Origin of the sequence: Paenibacillus ehimensis NBRC 15659, from assembly GCF_004000785.1 — a bacterium.
Classification (GTDB): domain Bacteria; phylum Bacillota; class Bacilli; order Paenibacillales; family NBRC-103111; genus Paenibacillus_G; species Paenibacillus_G ehimensis.
In genome coordinates this window covers 1-18,716 of sequence record NZ_BILX01000037.1, presented here as the reverse complement: position 1 = coordinate 18,716, position 18,716 = coordinate 1, and the positions used below count along the sequence as shown (strand labels likewise).

Here is an 18,716-nt window from a genome sequence, read left to right as displayed (position 1 = left end):
TGAAACACATTGTATCATGCAAAATATGACATATCAAAGTAAAGTATTGTCGAAGTTTGCCAAAAAAAGCGCGACGATCAGCCAACCCGGTGACCGACGGCAATTGCCGCGGTTCGTAAGGGTTACACTAATAGTCGCGCTTTCCGAAAAAAGAGCCGATCTTGAAATGCAGTTCGTCAAGCAAACTCATGCGGAATTTTGCGTGCCACGCCGGTTTCCACTGCGGCTTGGGTTACTTTTTTTCTAACCGCTTCCACGACCCGGCTGTTAAAGACGCTCGGAATGATGTACTGCTCGCTCAATTCGTCATCCTCCACGGTGGAGGCGATTGCGTAAGCGGCGGCGAGCTTCATTTCCTCGTTAATCGTCGTCGCCTGACAATCGAGCGCCCCTCTGAAAATGCCGGGGAAGCACAGCACGTTATTTAACTGGTTCGGGTAGTCCGACCTTCCGGTTGCCATCACGCGAACGTACGGTTCCGCAATTTCCGGCAAAATCTCCGGCGTCGGATTGGCCATGGCGAAGACGATCGGATCTTTCGCCATTTTTTTCAAATCCTCGACACCGATTACCCCCGGGCCGGACAGGCCGATAAATACGTCCGCATCCTGCATCGCATCCGCTAAAGTCCCGGAAATGTTATCCGGATTCGTATGCTCGGCATACCATTGAAACATGGGATTGCTGTAGGTTTCGCCCCGGCGGACGATCCCGACGGACCGGGAAGCGCCGATGATATGCGTCACTCCGGCAGCCATCAGCATTTTGGTGCAAGCCACCCCGGCCGCGCCGATCCCGCTGAAGACGACTTTAATATCCGTCAGCTTTTTGCCGACCAATTTCAATGCGTTGATCAGTCCCGCCAGCATGACGACGGCCGTCCCGTGCTGATCGTCATGAAATACCGGAATATCCAGCTCCTGCTTCAACCGCTCCTCGATTTCAAAGCAGCGCGGAGAGGAAATGTCTTCCAGATTGATTCCGCCGAACGCCGGCGCAATGGCTTTCACAATCCGGATAATTTCTTCCGTATCCTTGGTATCCAAACAAATCGGAAACGAATCGATGCCCGCCATTTCCTTGAACAGCATCGCTTTCCCTTCCATCACGGGCATTGCCGCAATCGGCCCGATATCTCCAAGCCCGAGGACGGCCGTTCCGTCGCTGACGACGGCGACCGTATTTCTTTTGATCGTCAGCGAATACGCCTTGGCAGGGTCTTCGTGCAGCGCCATACAGACACGGGCTACACCGGGGGTATACACATGGGAGAGATCGTCCCGATTCTTGATCGGCACTTTCGAATGGACCTCAAGCTTGCCGCCCAGGTGCATCAAGAAGGTGCGGTCGGAGAAGTTAATGATTTTAATTCCCGGCACTTTGGTCACATTTTTAATCAAGGAAGCTTCGTTTTCCGCATTGGACACATTCACCGTAATATCGCGGATCGTCGCATTTTTACTTCGGTTCACGTTATCGACGGCGACGATCTCGCCCCCGGTTTCGTGAATCGCATTCGCGATATGAATGAACGGAACGTTCGGTCCCGTCTCCATCCGCAAAATAATCGTATAGCTCCCGCTTGTTTGAACTCCCATGACAAATTCTCCTCCCCTGATATCCCCCTGCAAGTGGATCGACGGTTTTAATGTTGTATCACATATAGCAGAAAAAACCTTTATTGAGATGTAATATTAATATATATGATACAACCTTATTCGTAAAGAGTGGATTGCCAAATCTAGCGGGACGACTCCCGATCATTCGTTAAATCTCCCCATCACAATGGTGTTATAGTAGTTACCGTCCGAAAGAATCTTGTCTTTTTTTAATATGCCTTCGACTTCAAAGCCAAGCCTTTTATACAGCTCAATCGCTTTGTCGTTTGTTTCCAGCACATTCAAGGTCATCTTTTTAATGCCGTTGGAGTCGGCCCAAGCCATCGATGCTTTTAAAAGATTTGTCCCGATCCCGTATCCCCAAAACTCTTTTAAGACGCATACCCCAAATTCGACTTTATGGGAGAAACGGTTCAAATAAACTCCTTCGCATCTTGAAAACCCGACGATCCGATCCTGAACGGCGGCCACTAAAAATAAGTTCCTTGGTTTCTCGGTATCCGTTTTAATGATCTGCTCGAAGCCTGCCGGATCGATGAACGCCTCCCCTTTTTCACGGTCCATATTTTCGGTTTCTCCGTCAATCTGTAGTCTTACTTCGGTCAACAGTTTTGCGTCTTTTTCGATTGCGGATCTAATCGTATAATTCAAACCGTTGATGGTAAATTGTTGTGAGTTCGCCAGCATGATAGGCTCCATTCTACTTAGTTGGTTTAATTGATCTGCTATATTATAGCTTGCCCTTGCTCTAAAACCTCGTTTAACCAGGAATGCGTTTCCCTGAGCCGTCTGCAGCCTTCGAAAAAAGTTTCATTGTCGTAACTGTTCTGTTTCACCTTCGCTCCAGGACACTGCAAAAAAGAAAGCCCCGATATCGAAAAATCCATATCGAGGCACGTGCATGCAAGCAAAACATTCGGTTAAACTATTTTAACATAATTTCCAGAAAAACTAAAATATCATAGAATCGCCGCCGGTTCGCAGACGATGCGAAAATGACATTCGTCACCAGCAGCGGATTACTTCTTTCACTGTTTGACAACTCCTTGATGAGCGATACTTAATTTACAAAATTGATCGAAGGAGTGTTACTACCATGAACGCAACTGTATCTTTGGGAATTTCCGTATTGATCTTTTTTCTCATTATGCGCGGTCAATTCCGCGGCATGAGCACCCCCATCAAGAAACCGGGGATATCCTTACTGCTGCCGATTTTATACATCTCGACCTCGTTATTTCAATTAATGGACCCGAACCTGCATTTGCAATCAGGCCAAGTTCTCGTCGCGCTGCTCATCGGTCTGGTCATTTCCGTTCCGCTTATTATGACGACGAATTTTGAAGTCCGGGAGAATGGGGCGGCGTTTATCAAGCGCAATAAAACCGTGTTTGTCATTCTGATCGTCGTCTTTGCGCTTCGTTTCGTATTTGTCGCCAATGTTACGCTTATCGATCCGAGCACCTTGGGCTTCTTGTGCAATTTGGTCACCTTGGGTTATGTGGCTTGCTGGAGAATCGTAAGCTTCATCAAGTTCCGCAGTGTGCTCAAATTGGCTTAAGCGTCACCGGATCTTCTCCCGGTACTGTCCCGGGGTTACCCCCTTGAAGGACTTGAACATTTTGGTAAAATACTGCACGTCCTCATACCCGACCCGGCGCGAGATTTCGTAAATCTTCAGCGTCGGGTCGCTCATCAGTTCCGCCGCTTTGTTCACCCTGAACTCCATCAAATATTTCGTATAGGAAACACCGAGCTCCTCTTTGAAAATTTTGCTGAAGTACGACGCATTCAAGTAAAAGCGCTCGGCCACGGCGTTCAGATTCAGCTCCTCTGTGTAATGAAGCTCCATATATTCCAACGCTTTCTCGATCACCTTGCGCCTTTTTTTACTCTGCGAATGCTCCAGAAAGCCGATGATTCTGGTAATGGTGTCGCCGAGCAGCCCATGAATTTCGTCCGTCGATTGCGACTGCTGCAATAGCTCGAAAAAATGCAGGCTGAACTTCGAAAAGTCTTCCGCCGCCCCGCTGCCCTCTACGGCGGTCCTGACGACCGAATTGACGATATCGATATAAATGAACTTCAAATCAATCGGGCGGATGCCCCGGTTTTCCCGCACGATCTGATCCAGACTCGCCAAGGCCGCAGCCTTGTTCCCTACCCGGATATGGTTGATCAACGCTTCCGTATCGTAAAGCCGGTATCCCCCCGTTTTGTGCGGCCCGGCCGCGCTCTTCGTATCCTTGCTCCGGCCCGAGTCCAAATAACCGTGCAGCAGCATCTGCTTCGCCTGCCGGTAGGACGCGGAAATGTCGAGCAGGTCGCCGACCGCTCCGCCCAAGCCGATGACAAGAGCGCTGCCGACGATTTTATGAACGATGTTCCGGATATCGTCGGACATGGTCAGACAGGTGCGGGCCAGCGCGTCGTCTCCCTCGAAGGAGGAAACGATGCACACCACCTCGTCCGCATGGGCGAAGACGATCTCGTTCTCGCTCACGCTCGGCAACAAATCTTGCAGCAAATTGCCCAGCACGAACGGAATAAAGTTCGCGTCCGGCTTACGCTCCGTCGGAAGCGCTTCCGCCTCCGGCACCTGGAGCACCAGACAAGCATGGCGAAGGCCCTTGTTCGTCAATCCGAAATCGGCAAGCGTATCCCGCAATTTTTGCTCGTCGGGCTTGTGGCCCATAATTAATTTCGAGAAAAGCATTTCCTTTAATAATGGCAGCCGCTTGTTGACCTGATCGTCGGCTTTTTTCAGCAAAGCTTCCTTTTGCCGGTCCGTCTCAATCTGCTCCAGACAGCGCGCGACCACGCCAAGCAGATCATCGTCCTCCACCGGCTTCAGAATATAATCGGAAGCGCCCAGGGAAAGCGCCTTCTTGGCGTACTCAAAATCGCTGAAGCCGCTGATGATGACGACTTTGGCGGCAAGCCGGCGCTCCTTGAGCCGTTCGATCAATTCCAGCCCGTCCATATGGGGCATGCGGATATCGGTCAGAATGAGGTCCGGCTGCACCTCCGCGGCGAGGGCCAACGCTTCTTCGCCGCAGGTCGCTTCATGCACGACGCCGATGCCCAATTGGTCCCAATCGATCGTATGCACAAGCCGCTCGCGAATCCATGCTTCGTCATCGACCACGATCATGCGGTACATCCGAATCTCCCCTCTCCATCGTCATGACAGGCAGTTTGACGGTCACACGGGTGCCTTGTCCGTATACGCTTTCCAGCGTAACGCCGTAGGCCGTCCCGTATTGTAAGCGGATTTGCCGGTTCAGGTTGCGCAGAGCGAAGCCGGACGACTCCCCCGGACCGTTCCCGTCGAGCATGCTTTGCAGCTTCTCCAGAGCGGCAGGCTCGATGCCGATGCCGTCGTCCTCCACGTACAGGAACAAAGCGTGCGCCTTTGATCCGGCGGAGATGGTCAGGCGGCCTCCTCCCTTGCGCCGCTCAAGCCCATGGTAGACGGCATTTTCCACGATAGGCTGCAGCAGCAGCTTCGGCACCTGACAGGCGTACAGCTCCTCGGGAATCTCCAGGTCAAAGGTAATCGCGCCTTTATACCGGATATTGAGGATCGTCAAATAGTTGATCACCAGCTGCACGGCTTCCTTCAGCGTCACGACCTCTTTGCCCGAGCTTAGGCTGATTCTGAAAAATTTGGACAGCGCGGCAACCATCTGCGAGATCTCGTCCACTTTTTTGATCTTCGCGATACTGTAGATCGAATCGAGCGTGTTGTATAAAAAATGCGGGTTGATCTGCGCCTGCAGCAGCTTGATTTCCGCTTCCTGATTTAAAATTTTTTCGTTCTCCAAATCCCGGATCAGGACGTTCAACTCGTCGACCATATCGTTAAACCCTTGATATACCCGCTTGTATTCGTCCCCGCGGTTATCCTTGATCTTGAAATCGAGCCTGCGGTTTTCGATTTTTTGCATCGCCAGAACCAATTTCTCCAAAGGCTTGTAAAAGAAGCGGGACAGCAGCAGCGTAATGCCGAAGATCAATATTCCGGTCACCGAAATGACGATCAGCATAAATTGCTGCATTTCATCGACTTTGCCCAAAATCTCCGAAGCCGGAATCACGACCACATAGCTCCAATTCGTGTAATCCGAAATGGAATAAACGGCAAACTTCTCTTCGCCCTGCACGGTGATAAAGAAGCTGCCGCTCTTGCTATTCCTGTTTAGGATCGTATCGTTCATTTGGGAATACTCCGCGGTCTTGCTCCCGACCAGCCGGCTGTCCGGGCACGCCACAACCGTAGAGCTCCGATCCAGCACGACGAACTCGCCGGGGATGCCGCGCTGAATTTTTTTGTAATAATCGCGGATAAAGCTCTCGTTGACATTCGCCGCCAATACCGCGATATCCTGACCGTCCTCATCGGTCAACGCCGTCGTAAACGAAATCTGCTTCGCGGTTTCCAGCCGCGTTTCGATGCCATTTAACGAATCGTAATTGACCGGGGCGGACACGAACCAACGGTCCTTCCATTGCCCGTTCTTCGCCTGCTGCACAAAATCGACATGGTCCGCGTTGACGTCCTCGTAATAGGTCGACTTGGAGTCCATAATCGTATTTTGCTTCACCAAGTACAAGTAGAACGAGTCGATGCCCTCTAAAATATTCATTACTTTAATCCGTGTAATGAAAAAGCTCAGCAGATCCATGATGCCGTTGTATTTTTCGTTTTTCTCTTCCGGCTTCAGCGGTTCTCCGCGCTTGGCGATGGCAATCAGCCGGTTTTCGGTCAGCAGCATCCTGCTCATGCCCGCCACGTTTTCCAGCGCGGAATCGATATTGGTCACGGCAAATTCGATGCTGCTGATGACGACCTTGGAGGTCTGGTCCGTGATGGCCTGCTCCGACCATTTGTACAGGATCGTGCTGACCAGAATCATCGGAATGAGAATGACGATAAACATGATCACGAACATTTTCAAGCGAAAGCTCATATTTCGAAGGGCCATGTTGTCTTCGTCCTTTAATCATCGTTCGTACCCATATTATACCGCGGCGCTCCCGTTGGCGTTTACCCCTTTTTTTTCATGTATTGAATCGAGGCAATGAGTACGGCGACCAAAATCAGCAGCCCGCGCACGATATACTGCACATATTCGTTCACGTTGAGCAGCGTCATGGCATTGATCAGCACCCCGAGGAAAATAAGCCCGACAAACGTCCCCCGCACTTTCCCGATCCCGCCCATCAAGCTGGTGCCGCCGATAATGACGGAGGAAATCGCCATCATCTCCCATCCTTTCCCGAAGGAAAACGACCCGGACATGACTTGGGAGGAGACGAGGACGCCGCTGAGCGCCGAACACAGCTGCACTACGACCATGCAAATGATTTTCACCCGCGACACATGAATGCCCGACAGCCGCGCCGATTCCGGATTGCCGCCCACGGCGTAAACCGAGCGTCCGAATTTCGTATAGTTCATCACGATATAAACGACGGCGAATACAATCAGCAGCAGGATGGCCGGAATCGGAACGGACAAAAATTCTCCCGAGCCGAGCTCGTTGTACCACGACGGGAGCGTCGTCACGGGGAAGCCTTTGGAGATGACCGCCGCCAGCCCGTAGATGACGTTCAGCATGGCAAGCGTGACAATAAAGGACGGCATTTTATACCTGGTCATAATCCATCCGTTGAACAGCCCGATCAGCCCCGCCACGACGAAAGAAAGCACGATGCCGACAACGACCGCCTGCTCCATCGGCATCATTCCCGAGCTGCTGAGCCACCCGGTCGTAAGGCCGATCAAGACCCCTGTCAGGGCGACGGTCGAGCCGATGGACAGGTCGATCTCCCCGGCGATAATCACCATCGTCATCCCGAAAGCGATACAGCCCTGCAGCGCGATGTTGCGAAGAATGTTCAGCAGGTTCTCCGACGTCAGAAAGCCGGGGGACGCGAAGGCCATGGCAGCCACGATCACGAGCAAAATAAGTTCAAGCACATATTTGTTCAGGCCTTTGCGGATGTCGATACGGGTACCCTTGCTCCACTCCAGCGTTGTCGATTTCATACGGTTTCTCCTCCCATGCTTAACGCGTACAGCTCGTCGATCTTCAGTTCCTCGGGGACGTATTCCCCTTCGATGCGTCCGTCCCGCAGAATCAGAATCCGGTGGCAGACCTCAAGCAGCTCCTCCAGCTCGGAGGAAACCATGATGCTCGATATGCCCTTGCGCGACTGCTGCCAGATCACTTGGAAGATCTGCTGCTTGGCGTTCACGTCGATCCCGCGCGTCGGCTCGTCGAAAAACATGATCTTCGGGTCCGTATTCAGCCAGTTGCCGACAACGACCTTCTGCTGATTGCCGCCGGACAACGAAGACACCGGATGCTCGACATCGGCCGCTTTTATTTGCAGCTCTTCCATCTGACGGCGCACGAATTCGTCCTCCGTTTTTTTTCGGATCATCGGGCCCTTCGCAATCCGGTCAAGGCTCGCCACACATAGATTGTCACGGATCGAAGCGAGCTGGATCAGGCCTTCGTGCTTCCGGTCCTCCGGCGTCAAGGCCAAGCCGGCTTTTTTCATCCTTGCGGGAGTCGGCGAATTGATCCGCTGCCCGCAGCAATAAATTTCGCCGCTATCCAGCGGGTCGGCGCCAAAGATCGATTTCAACAGCTCGGTACGCCCGGAGCCCAGCATGCCGGCGATGCCCAAAATTTCTCCTTTTTTCAACTGGAAGGAAATGTCTCGAAATTTGTTTTTTCGCGTCAGCCCTTTGACCTCCAGTACCACCTCGTCATCCACGCGCAGGTCTTCCGGGCGCGTCCGGATCTCCACATCGCCGAACATCATGTGGATCAGCTCTTTCCGGGTGAGACCGGCCATCGGAGCCGTGCCGATAAAATGCCCTTCGCGAAGGACGGTGCACGTGTCCGCAATCTCCCACAGCTCATGGAGACGGTGCGAGACGTAAATGATAACGACGTCTTTTTTCTTCAGCTCGCGGATCATATGGAACAGAGAATCGATCTCGTTTTTGGCCAAGGCCGAGGTCGGCTCGTCCAGCTGGAGCACCTTCGGCTTGAACGTCAGCGCTTTCACGATCTCGATCATTTGCGCCTGACCGACGCTCAAATTCGCCACCGGCTCGTCCGCGGCGATATCGATGTTGTATTCGTTCAGCAGCTCGCGGGTCATCGCATAGGCTTTCTTCCAATCGATAAACGGGCCTTTCATCGGCAGGCGGCCCAGGAACATATTTTCCGCCACCGTCATGCCGGGGACCAGACTAAGCTCTTGATACACGGTGGCGACGCCTTGGGCGAACGCGTCACCGGGATCTTTAAACCGCAGCGCGGTCCCATCCAGCACGACTTCTCCTTGCGTCGGCTGAACGGCGCCGGAAAAAATTTTGAGCAGGGTCGACTTACCGGAGCCGTTCTTGCCGAGCAGCGCGTGCACCTTGCCGCTCTCAAACGAAACCGACACCTGATTCAAGGCGACCGTGCCGGGATAATGCTTCGTAATGCCGCGGGTTTCCAATACGCTCATATGCCTTCCCTCGCAATCTCCTTTGAAGCTTCTTCCGTGACGTCACTTGCTCATTTTGGCATTCAAATCCGCTTCGAACTTGGCAATGCCTTCGGGATTGGACCGGCTCAGCAATATCCCGTCGACGCTCGTCGTCTTCCCTTTGTTCGCGCTCACATCTTCGCCCTTCAAACCTTTGATCAGCAGCTCCATCGCTTTATATCCCATGCTGTACGGATCTTGTCCCGCAATCGCCTGCAAAATATTGTCTTTCTCCTTCAGCATCGCGATCAACTGGTAGCTGGCATCGGTACCGAACACGTATACCTTGCCCGCTTTGCCCGCATTCTTCACCGCCATCGCCGCTCCAATCGTCCCGCCCTCGTTGGCCGCCCAGATGACGTTCACGTCCGGGTGAGCCGTCAAAATATCGCCGACGACGGAGACGGCCTTATCCTGCAGCCATGCGTCTTGATCGGCTACGACCTGCGCGTCGGGGTTTACTTTTTTCACTTCTTCCAAAAAACCGTTCACCCGGTCGGTGCTTTGCTGCGGAAGCTGGGACTTGTATTGCAGCACGGCGATTTTTGCTTTTCCTCCCAGCTTTTCCTGGATGAAGCGGGCCGCTTCTTTCCCGGTCACCTGGCCGATATTTTTGTTGTCCGACGTATAGCCGCCGACAATGAACGGCGCATTGGTCAACGAAATGTTCGTTACGGAAACCTTCACGCCCTTATCGTCGGCCCGTTTCAGCGCGGCTACCGAAGAATCCTGATTTAGCGGCGCGATGGCAATGCCGTCCAGCTTTTGCCCGATATACGTGTTGATCAGCTCGGTTTCTTTTCCCTGGTCGTTCCCGGTATTTCCCGTCAAAATTTTGACGCCGGCCGCATTGGCCGCATCCTGATAGCCGAGCGACAGCAATTTCATAAACTGATCTTCCTGAAAGACAACGCCGGCGACTACGAGATTCGCTTTTTTCTCTTCTTTTTGGGCCGCGGTTTTCTCTTCCTTTTTCCCGGAATCGCTCGCCGCGGGCGCCTGCCCGCAAGCCGCTAACGAGAGAGCCAGCGTAAGCAATGCCATGGCAACCAGACCTTTTTTGAATCTCTTCACGTTCAGCACCCCTGACTTTTAGTTTGGATTATTGGCGGAAGCCCGCTTTTTGCAAGGTCTCCGGCTTCTGTCTTTATTCTAAATTGGACGAAGAAAGCCAACAACAAGACTGTTTTTTTATTTGTTGTATTATTTTTGTTTGTTTGGCCCGGCTTTGCGAATCGTCAGGAGGAAGACCGGCGGGATAACCCAAGGAATATATACCTTGCCATTACAAATAATACCGTTACAAGGCAGGCATCGAGGTGATTTTCTTGACACGCGAGCATCCGGTCGGCAGCACATTGGCTATGAATATTGCGCATCTGAAGCAAACGTTGGGAAGAAGCGACGACGTGGTTATCCGGGAGTTTGAGATCGGTTTTGACGAACCGCTCAAAGCCGCGATTTGTTTTATCCAACACCTTGTCAATACGGATATGATCAATCAACATATCGTCGGAACTTTGCTCTCCATTCCGGAGTCCTTCCGGCTCCGTCCCAACGAAAGCGAAGACGGGCGGTTAACCGCCATCCAAAGCCGCATCCTGAGCTTAAGCCAAGCCGGGGTCATTCAAACCATGAACGAGGTGTTCGATGGCATCTTGTCCGGAGAAACCGTATTATTTGTGGACGGCTACGGGTCGGCCATCTCGATCGCGTCAAAGGAGTACGAATCGCGAAGCGTCGAGGAGCCCAAAACCGAGGCGGTTAGAAGAGGTCCACGCGAAGGCTTTACCGAAGATTTGCCCGTCAACATTTCGTTAATCCGCCGAAGAATTAAGAATCCCAATCTTATCTTTGAAAATCAAACGGTAGGAACACAAACCCGCACCACCGTTTGTATCGCCTATATCGAAGGCACAGCCGAGCGGCAGCTTGTTCAAGAGGTAAGGAAACGCCTGAACCGGATCGATACGGCTTCCGTTCTCGATTCGGGACAGGTTGAACAATGGATCGAAGATCATCCGTTTTCTTTTCTTGCCTCGGTCGGCAACAGCGAGAAGCCGGATATTGTAGCGGCCAAAATGCTCGAAGGCCGGGTCGCCATCCTATGTGAGGGATCGCCTGTGGCCCTGACGCTTCCTCATCTGTTTATTGAAAACCTGCAAAACAGCGAAGATTATTACTCGAGGGTATTGATCGCGACTTTTTCGAGACTGCTGAGGATCTTCGCGTTTTTCGTCTCTACGGCAACTCCGGCCCTTTACGTGGCGCTTACAACGTTCCACCAGGAAATGATTCCAACCGTGCTCCTTGTCACGATGGCCGCTTCGCGGGAAGGGACTCCTTTTCCCGCTTTTGTGGAAACTTTACTGATGGGCATCACGTTCGAGCTCCTTACGGAAGCCGGGGTCCGAATGCCGCGGCCGATCGGACAAACCATAAGCATCGTCGGGGCCCTCGTGCTCGGACAAGCGGCGGTGGAAGCGGGAATTGTAAGCAGCCCCATGATCATCGTAACGGCGCTTACGGGAATCTCCAGTCTGATCGTACCTTCCTTAAGAAGCGTGAACATCCTTTTCCGGATGATACTCATTTTTTTGGCCGGCTCCTTCGGAGGATTCGGCATTTTGATCGGATTTATTTTGATGCTGGCCCACATGTGCTCTTTACGGTCTTTCGGAGTCCTGTACATGGCGCCTATCGCTCCGATCATTTGGGCGGACATCAAGGATTCCTTGATTCGCGCTCCCGTCCGGTTTTTGCAGAAACGACCGAAATCGCTTGCGCGGCGGCCCCGGCAGGGAACGACAAAATGAACGGGGGAAGCAGGTTGAAAAGGACATTGGCTCTGATCGCGCTTGCCGTATTGGTCTTGACGGGATGCTGGGATCGGAGAGAGCTGAACGATATCGGGATCGTCGTAGCGGTTGCCCTGGATAAAGAGCCGAAGACTGGCAAGATCATCGTTACTTCTCAAATTATCAGACCGGCCGCTCTGGCCAAAGGAGCGTCGCAGAAGGAAGCGCCTGTGGAGATTTTTTCGGCGACAGGCAATACGACCATTGAAGCGGCCAGAAACGTTACCCAAGTATTGGATCGAAGAAACGTGTACTTTCATACCAAATTGCTTGTCGTCAGCGAGCAAATTGCGAAGGAAGGGATCTTATCGTATCTGGACGTGTTCTCAAGAGGGAGAGAGTCGCGGGGCTACATCTGGATATGCATTGCCAAAAACGCATCGTCGCGGGAGGTCCTGGGGGTCAAAAAAGGGATCGAACAGATTCAGGCCCGGCATCTCGTAAGCTTGATTCGGAATGAAAAATTCCATTATAGTTCGCACACCTTAAATATACTGCGTTTTTATAAACAAATTTTGGGAACGGGGATGAATCCGGTCACCGGAGCGCTGGAAATCGTGGAAAGTCCCGCCTATGCCATTGAACAGAAGCCGGAAAAGACGACCCGGAACATTAAGCTTCATCAGTCGGCGGTATTTAAAAAGGACAAATTGGTCGGATATCTCACACCGCAGGAAGCCCAAGGATACAATTGGGTGATCGGCAAGCCGAAGAACGGCATTATATCGATGCCTTCCTTCTTGGACCCGGGAAAAAAGTATTCCGTGGAAATCCTTAATTCCAGCTCGGACATCATCCCAAGCTTGGAGGGCGGGAAGGCCTCGTTCGTGATTCGCGTTCAAACTACGACGGCCTTAGCCGAGACCCAGGGCCAAGTTAAGCCTCTCAATCCGGAGCAGATGCTTGACTTGATTAAAAAAGCGGAGAGGCGCAGCGAAGAAACGATCAAGACGGAAATTGAGACGGCCATCCGGGCGGCCCAAAAAAAATTCAATTCCGATATTTTCGGCTTCGGCAATACGATCAGTAAAAAATACCCGAAGGAATGGGACAAAATGAAAACCCGATGGGAGGAGATGTTTCCCGAAGCGGAATACACCATACAAGTCAAAGCGACGATCAAAAGAACAGAGTTGACGCATTCGCCGATGAAGGCTGAAGAGTAACCAGCTTCAGCCTTTGCGCTTGTTCTTGGCTTGCGGCCGCTTTCCGGCAAGACGCCGAACAGCATAAAAGACGGCGACTACGGCAAGAATCCCGCTATACGCCGCCCCGCCTGCGATAAGAACGGCCGGCAGAAATCCCGCTTCCTTTAACGTTCCCATATCCGGCATTCGGATCATCCTTTCTTTAAAGAGCGGTCAGCTGGCGGTTCCGGTTTGTTTCTCCCGTTTTTCAACCAAAGGATAAACAGAAGCAAGACCGGGATAAAGACTTGGAACGGCGTGTGAACATAAGGAATATTAACCCTCGTGCCGAACCACCGGTGAAAAGAGAAGCTGGTAAAAAAAACATAACTGAAGCAAACGGAGCCGATCCCTAAGCAAAAGATCAGCCAGGCTTCCCGCCGGAATTTGAAGATGGAATTCAGCGCCTGTACCGATCCGTAGAAGAAGATGGTCATTTTGTAGAAGCCGCCGATAAACATGATGACGACGGCAATAAAATCGAGATTGGTCAAAATCTCCGCAATGTTGATCGTTTTAATCACGATAAATATAGGAATGGTCGAATTTGCGGCAAACTCGACACCCAAGACGGAGACGATGGCCACCAGAGAGATGGCGAGCATCAGGCCCGATATGCCGACAGCCCAGAAGGAAGGCTGTTTGATCGAAAATTTGTCCGCCGCAAAATGCCAGTACATGAAGAAGACGACCATTTCCCCGAACGGAAAGTTGACGATCGTGGGAACGGCTGCTTTTATAACCGGTGTCAAGCCGTGTCCCAGCACAGGCTTTAACTGCGACAAGTCGGCTTCGCCCGACGAAGCGACAAGAATATAAGCCGTGACAATGAAAATCAACACCATGACAAGCATGATTTCGCTTGTGCGGGCCAGAACCTCCACCCCTAGCGAAAGCACATAAACGGCCGTCAGGATTACAATGAAAAGAAGCACAAGCAGCGGAGTGGTAGGCAGAATGATCATTTGGATAAAGGCGGCAAATTCCCAAAGATTCGTGCTTCCGATCAGAAAAAAGTATAACCCGTACAACAGAACCAGCGGTATGCCGATGACCTTCCCCAATACATGAGTAAGAATATTTCCCAAATTCTGGTCGGGATAATAGGATTGAATCGATAAATAAACCCATAACAGTCCAAGGCCAATTGCCGTAGCGACCAGTATGGCGATCCAGGCATCCTGTTTCGCTTCGATCCCCAAGGCAAAAAGCGTCGTGCTGCCTAATTCAAACAACAGGATTAAGCTAAAAAGCTGGGATTTGTTCATACGTGCCAAGGCAGGCTGCTCCTTTCTCCCTATAAACAATTATTGTTTCCTCAATTGGAAACAAATATAATTCGGGTTGGAAAAAGCAGCATGTTGCACGGTGACCCAACGGGCGGGCTGTACGCAGAATGCATCATCCAAGCCGCGGGAGATGAAGACCGGCAAGACTTACACTTGGCACGATGACTGTAGCACCACGTTTGCCAGCAGGTCCATTGTGTGCACGAAACGGAAAGAGCAAGGTACGCTTCCCAAGGTTCCGGAATTCATCCCTTGCCCTTTGCTATGGTTGCTTGGGCTTAAGCACAAAAGCTACAGAAATATTTCATACAATTTGTCAGGCGTAGCGAATCGGTGGATGTCGCCAATCTCGGCCACCAGTTCTGCCGCTGTAACGACATCAATGCCTGTTATTGTTTCCTGTTGAAAGCCTAATTGCTTCATCAGCCCTTCAATTTCTTCTTCAATCTGGGCTAAATCCTGCTGATTATAACGTATGCTTCGGACAAGACTTTGTCGATGTAATCACGTTTATTCTGAAAATCTCGATATGTATCTCCGTCTGCTTCGACGAGGGACAAAATTTGTGCTGCTTTCTTGTGCGATAATCCATTGTTGCTATGGCTTCTTAGAAATTCGGCTAATGTTGCTTCTTTCAAGTCCTTCAGATGTCTTGGAGAAGGATACGTCTCCCAAAAGCTCAAGACCGTTTTACCGTCTATTTCGGAAAAGAATTTTTATAACTTGGATAATGATACCCTAATTGCTGATGCAGGTTTTTGATGCAGCCCGAAAGGACTTTTACTACTCCTTTTCTGCGTGTGACAAGCTGGCTTATGGCCCAATATAAATCAATCGGCTTTGCATCCGGTAATTGAAGCAATTCATCTTTCAGCACTCTTGCTACACACTCGGCATCCTAACATGGCTCTTACCCCTAGCCGTGGATTTCACTTCTTTCTCCAATAAAGGGAATGCAGACGGCTTGTTGTCAAACTTAATTTCGCCTATCTTCTGATTCCAGCAGTCGATAAAAACGGCTGTGTGATGCTGCTTGTGCAAGTCGATGCCCATATAAATGAATTTGTCTTGTTGTACGATATTGCTTCACTTCTTTCTAAACTTTTTAGTTCAAATAAACTTAAAATTTGTGCTTAGAACTAACTTGATCAAAAGGCTCGTATGATCTTTTATCTTTTGGTGGTTCCGTGTCTATGACATCGTATTTTCGGAGTAGATCAAACAACTCTTGTTCAAAGGGGTCTATCTTGCCGAAACCTAAAAGCTTGCCACCATTTAAAAAATGCAACATGCTTCTCAATGCGTCTACTTTTATTGAAACATTTCTTCGGCGTTGGACCTCTTCTTCTGTTATCTCCTCGTATTCTTCGATTCCTTCTTTGCCCTCGTCTTGAGCGAGCAAATCAGCAAGCTTTCTAACAACTTCAAAAATGATTTTTAGTTCGGGTATACTCCATATCCAAATGGAAATCATAGTTCAAAATTCGTTTTAATTTTGCGACTAACTCCTTCATGGGGATTATGCTAAAAATAAGCTTCATGCACATTTCCATCATCGTCTGTTATCGTATGCTCAACCTCATGCGTATCACGCTTCGATGCTCGTTCAAAGCCTGTCATTATTTTCTCACCCTTCTTTTAATGGCGTAATTTACGTCTTTTTCTCCTATGCTTTTCTATTAGCATTTTCAGTTTCAAAAAGTTGATGTTTTTTGATGTAAATTACGCAAGAAAATTTTCATCTACCGCCGCCCATGCATTTTGATTGTTTTTTGTGTTGTCTCGGCAAAAAGAAGCCCACAACGCGAGGTTAATTGTGGCTTTAGAATTTTTCCGATAAATTTAACTATTATGCCAATCAGCAAGCGTCTTGATTAGATCTCGGCAGCGCTCTTTATTAAGTTGAAGCTCGGGGTCTCCTCCTTGAGTCAAGGAAACACAAAGTATAACCGTGTCTTGATAAACACTTACAATAATAATTCCTTCTTCATGGGGATATTCGGAATCAATATTGACAATATCAACTCCAATCCTTTCCAAATTATTTTCGTTGCTTTCTAACATTTCAAGACTTTTTTCAAGAGAAGTTACTAATTGTTGAATCTGATGCGAATTTAACTTTATCCCTGCCTTCATTCCATACTTACTAGAAAGAGCGATACAAAGTTCTATATTCTTTGATTCAAGCAAGTTAATAATAACCTTACCTTTTTGCTCTTCAACGTTAGAATCAACATTAATTTCTTTTTTCATTATTTCTCCAGACATGATAATCTCCTTAATTATTTTCTGAAAAACCTTTTCAAAAATTCAGGCACATTTTGGCCCGGAAGGAAACGCTGGTGACTTCCCTCTGTTGAATCAACATGGTAATGCCAATTTCTATGCCATTCTGGCGCTCCTTTATCATAAGGATGCTTTTCAAAAGTAACTCTTGTATTCTCGTCCAGCTCCCATATCATTTTATTGCGTCCAGGGTGTCCGGGTTCATCAGGGATATATTTTCCGTTTTGTCCAAACATCTTATTAATATCAACAACATTATTTGGAAAGACAGTCAATAACGATGGATCTAAATTCAGCCCTGCGTTAAAATCAGGAAACTTATTTTCGATCTGATTTGACATGTACCCTTCCAACACCCATTTTCGCATCTGTAACTGCGTATCCCTACTCGAATTAAGATAAACCTCATTATCGCCGTTAAGCCATAAATAAAACTTATCATCAGTAGTCAAATTCTGCTTTTCAAATTCCACACCAACGAATCTACCGTCTTGCATTTCCCTTTCGCCTATATGTTCATAATCTGGACTCCATGTAGACGAAGCACTTTCACAAGCACCAGAATGGCTCCACTTGCCATCAGACGATTCACACCAATGTCCCGTCGGATCAACATTTGTCAACGGATTATTATGCACATACGTATACAAATTCAAACTGAGCGGATTGCTAATATCCCCTTCATACGTATCCTAGTTGATAAAGCGGCTCATCCCAATTAAAAGGGCAACAACTGTTTTCCAATTGCCGCCCAACTATCATTATATCATCCTGCTTGCTTTATGGATACTTCTGGAATTATGTATGCTGCTTTCGTTCTCATCAGATAATGGACCACGTTGACCGGTTTACGCATGATGCACACAATGGCTTGCTGCTTCGTCTTTCCTGCTGTTAGCTTCTGCTCATAATACGAATGGAAATAAGGATTACGCGGCTCTTTCTTGTTACGTGTTACGGCAATCTGACGAATCGCAAGGTTCCTGATGATGTCGTGAAGCTCCCTGTTCCCTTGCTTGCTCTTGTAGTTCCTGACCTTGTTCCCTGAACCGCATATAATCGGTGCAATCCCTGCGAATCTTGCCAATTTATCAGGTGTAGCGAATCGGTGTATGTCGCCAATCTCAGCCACCAGTTCTGCCGCTGTAACGACATCAATGCCTGTCATTGTTTCCAATTGGAAGCCTAACTGCTTAATCAACCCTCCAATTTCTTCTTCAATCTGGGCTAACTCTTGCTGATTAAAACGTATGCTTCGGACAAGGCTTTGTACAATGAAATCACGTTTGTCCTGAAAATCTCGATATGTATCCCCGTCCGCTTCAATGAGGGACAGAATTTGTGCTGCTTTCTTATGGGATAATCCATTATTGCTATGACTTCTTAGAAATTCGGCTAATGTCTCAGCTTCCATGTCCTTTAAATACCTTGGAGAAGGATATGCTTCCCAAAAGCTCAAGGCTGTTTTACCGTCTATTTCGGAAAAGAATTTTTTATAACTTGGATAATGATAGCCTAATTGCTGATGCAAGTTTTTGATGCAGCCGGATAGGACTTTTACTACTCCTTTTCTTCGTGTGACAAGCTGGCTTATGGCCCAATATAAATCAATCGGCTTTGCATCCGGCAATTGAAGCAATTCATCCTTCAACACTCTTGCTACACACTCGGCATCCCAACTGTCTGACTTTTGAACCGTAACATGGCTCTTACGCCTAGCCATGGAAAGCTTCGGATTGACCTCTTTCACCCAACGTTTATTCTCCGTCAAGTAGACCGCCAACGCTCTGCCGAAGCCTCCCACATCTTCCAGCCCGTAAACAACGGATAATCCTTTTTTCGTATGCTTCTTCACTTCCTTTTCCAGTAAAGGGAAGGCAGAAGGTTTATTGTCAAACTTAATTTCGCCTAGTTTTT

General features: G+C 49.4%; 16 protein-coding genes and 1 pseudogene. 3 read left to right on the top strand and 14 right to left on the bottom strand.

Annotated elements, in window-relative coordinates; genetic code table 11:
• Positions 1 to 176: 176 nt before the first annotated feature.
• Together PEH01S_RS20435 and PEH01S_RS20430 are read right to left on the bottom strand one after the other, a co-directional pair.
• The gene (locus tag PEH01S_RS20435; protein WP_407669454.1) at positions 177 to 1,556 is read right to left on the bottom strand and encodes an NAD-dependent malic enzyme; all 1,380 of its coding nucleotides are present in this window, start codon (positions 1,554 to 1,556) and stop codon (positions 177 to 179) included.
• 204 nt (positions 1,557 to 1,760) lie between these two features.
• On the bottom strand, positions 1,761 to 2,306 hold the full coding sequence (locus PEH01S_RS20430; RefSeq protein ID WP_025848906.1) for a GNAT family N-acetyltransferase: 546 nt from the start codon (positions 2,304 to 2,306) through the stop codon (positions 1,761 to 1,763).
• Positions 2,307 to 2,715: 409 nt separating this feature from the next.
• Between PEH01S_RS20430 and PEH01S_RS20425 the strand changes: the two genes are divergently transcribed.
• Positions 2,716 to 3,180, top strand: coding sequence for a CcdC protein domain-containing protein (locus tag PEH01S_RS20425; RefSeq protein WP_025848905.1), 465 nt, complete (start codon positions 2,716 to 2,718; stop codon positions 3,178 to 3,180).
• Between the two features lie 3 nt (positions 3,181 to 3,183).
• Here the strand turns inward: PEH01S_RS20425 and PEH01S_RS20420 are convergent, their stop codons facing one another.
• The 5 genes from PEH01S_RS20420 to PEH01S_RS20400 form a co-directional block, all read right to left on the bottom strand.
• Positions 3,184 to 4,782, bottom strand: a complete 1,599-nt coding sequence (locus tag PEH01S_RS20420) for a response regulator (RefSeq protein WP_127487736.1) — start codon at positions 4,780 to 4,782, stop codon at positions 3,184 to 3,186.
• A complete protein-coding gene (locus PEH01S_RS20415) occupies positions 4,757 to 6,607 on the bottom strand; it encodes a cache domain-containing sensor histidine kinase (protein WP_127487734.1) in 1,851 nt (616 codons plus the stop codon). The genes PEH01S_RS20420 and PEH01S_RS20415 overlap by 26 nt, the downstream gene beginning before the upstream one ends.
• 62 nt (positions 6,608 to 6,669) lie before the next feature.
• Complete coding sequence (locus tag PEH01S_RS20410) at positions 6,670 to 7,674, bottom strand: ABC transporter permease (RefSeq protein WP_127487732.1); 1,005 nt, start codon at positions 7,672 to 7,674, stop codon at positions 6,670 to 6,672.
• Positions 7,671 to 9,158, bottom strand: a complete 1,488-nt coding sequence (locus PEH01S_RS20405; RefSeq protein WP_025848899.1) for a sugar ABC transporter ATP-binding protein — start codon at positions 9,156 to 9,158, stop codon at positions 7,671 to 7,673. The genes PEH01S_RS20410 and PEH01S_RS20405 overlap by 4 nt, the downstream gene beginning before the upstream one ends.
• Positions 9,159 to 9,200: 42 nt before the next feature.
• Positions 9,201 to 10,253, bottom strand: a complete 1,053-nt coding sequence (locus PEH01S_RS20400) for a substrate-binding domain-containing protein (RefSeq protein ID WP_025848897.1) — start codon at positions 10,251 to 10,253, stop codon at positions 9,201 to 9,203.
• A gap of 245 nt (positions 10,254 to 10,498) precedes the next feature.
• Between PEH01S_RS20400 and PEH01S_RS20395 the strand changes: the two genes are divergently transcribed.
• Both PEH01S_RS20395 and PEH01S_RS20390 read left to right on the top strand, forming a co-directional pair.
• The gene (locus tag PEH01S_RS20395; RefSeq protein WP_025848896.1) at positions 10,499 to 11,995 is read left to right on the top strand and encodes a spore germination protein; all 1,497 of its coding nucleotides are present in this window, start codon (positions 10,499 to 10,501) and stop codon (positions 11,993 to 11,995) included.
• Between the two features lie 14 nt (positions 11,996 to 12,009).
• Positions 12,010 to 13,203 (top strand): Ger(x)C family spore germination protein, encoded by a 1,194-nt coding sequence (locus PEH01S_RS20390; protein WP_164827957.1) that lies wholly within the window; start codon positions 12,010 to 12,012, stop codon positions 13,201 to 13,203.
• 6 nt (positions 13,204 to 13,209) lie between these two features.
• Here PEH01S_RS20390 and PEH01S_RS34705 read toward each other — a convergent pair whose 3' ends face one another.
• From PEH01S_RS34705 to PEH01S_RS20360, 7 genes and pseudogenes are all read right to left on the bottom strand, one after another.
• Positions 13,210 to 13,371, bottom strand: a complete 162-nt coding sequence (locus PEH01S_RS34705) for a hypothetical protein (protein WP_161782236.1) — start codon at positions 13,369 to 13,371, stop codon at positions 13,210 to 13,212.
• A 5-nt stretch (positions 13,372 to 13,376) separates the two neighbouring features.
• Complete coding sequence (locus PEH01S_RS20385; protein ID WP_246063014.1) at positions 13,377 to 14,492, bottom strand: GerAB/ArcD/ProY family transporter; 1,116 nt, start codon at positions 14,490 to 14,492, stop codon at positions 13,377 to 13,379.
• Positions 14,493 to 14,822: 330 nt separating this feature from the next.
• Positions 14,823 to 15,593, bottom strand: a pseudogene (locus PEH01S_RS36305) (transposase); the annotation flags it as partial.
• A gap of 40 nt (positions 15,594 to 15,633) precedes the next feature.
• Positions 15,634 to 15,987: a hypothetical protein gene (locus tag PEH01S_RS20375; RefSeq protein ID WP_127487724.1), complete on the bottom strand. Its 354-nt coding sequence runs from the start codon at positions 15,985 to 15,987 to the stop codon at positions 15,634 to 15,636.
• A 368-nt stretch (positions 15,988 to 16,355) separates the two neighbouring features.
• The gene (locus PEH01S_RS20370; RefSeq protein ID WP_127487722.1) at positions 16,356 to 16,781 is read right to left on the bottom strand and encodes a hypothetical protein; all 426 of its coding nucleotides are present in this window, start codon (positions 16,779 to 16,781) and stop codon (positions 16,356 to 16,358) included.
• A 14-nt stretch (positions 16,782 to 16,795) separates the two neighbouring features.
• Positions 16,796 to 17,296, bottom strand: a complete 501-nt coding sequence (locus PEH01S_RS20365; RefSeq protein WP_127487720.1) for a hypothetical protein — start codon at positions 17,294 to 17,296, stop codon at positions 16,796 to 16,798.
• A gap of 269 nt (positions 17,297 to 17,565) precedes the next feature.
• Positions 17,566 to 18,716, bottom strand: a 1,151-nt coding sequence (locus PEH01S_RS20360) for an IS110 family RNA-guided transposase (protein ID WP_127487718.1), incomplete at its 5' end; no start/stop codon positions are given.

Excerpts from the sequence above, each read along its gene's own strand:
- PEH01S_RS20435 (WP_407669454.1), bottom strand. The coding sequence starts at position 1,556 with ATGGAGACGGGACCGAACGTTCCGTTCATTCATATCGCGAATGCGATT.
- PEH01S_RS20430 (WP_025848906.1), bottom strand. The coding sequence starts at position 2,306 with ATGCTGGCGAACTCACAACAATTTACCATCAACGGTTTGAATTATACG.
- PEH01S_RS20425 (WP_025848905.1), top strand. The coding sequence starts at position 2,716 with ATGAACGCAACTGTATCTTTGGGAATTTCCGTATTGATCTTTTTTCTC.
- PEH01S_RS20420 (WP_127487736.1), bottom strand. The coding sequence starts at position 4,782 with ATGTACCGCATGATCGTGGTCGATGACGAAGCATGGATTCGCGAGCGG.
- PEH01S_RS20415 (WP_127487734.1), bottom strand. The coding sequence starts at position 6,607 with ATGGCCCTTCGAAATATGAGCTTTCGCTTGAAAATGTTCGTGATCATG.
- PEH01S_RS20410 (WP_127487732.1), bottom strand. The coding sequence starts at position 7,674 with ATGAAATCGACAACGCTGGAGTGGAGCAAGGGTACCCGTATCGACATC.
- PEH01S_RS20405 (WP_025848899.1), bottom strand. The coding sequence starts at position 9,158 with ATGAGCGTATTGGAAACCCGCGGCATTACGAAGCATTATCCCGGCACG.
- PEH01S_RS34705 (WP_161782236.1), bottom strand. The coding sequence starts at position 13,371 with ATGCCGGATATGGGAACGTTAAAGGAAGCGGGATTTCTGCCGGCCGTT.
- PEH01S_RS20385 (WP_246063014.1), bottom strand. The coding sequence starts at position 14,492 with ATGAACAAATCCCAGCTTTTTAGCTTAATCCTGTTGTTTGAATTAGGC.
- PEH01S_RS20375 (WP_127487724.1), bottom strand. The coding sequence starts at position 15,987 with ATGATTTCCATTTGGATATGGAGTATACCCGAACTAAAAATCATTTTT.
- PEH01S_RS20370 (WP_127487722.1), bottom strand. The coding sequence starts at position 16,781 with ATGTCTGGAGAAATAATGAAAAAAGAAATTAATGTTGATTCTAACGTT.
- PEH01S_RS20365 (WP_127487720.1), bottom strand. The coding sequence starts at position 17,296 with ATGCAAGACGGTAGATTCGTTGGTGTGGAATTTGAAAAGCAGAATTTG.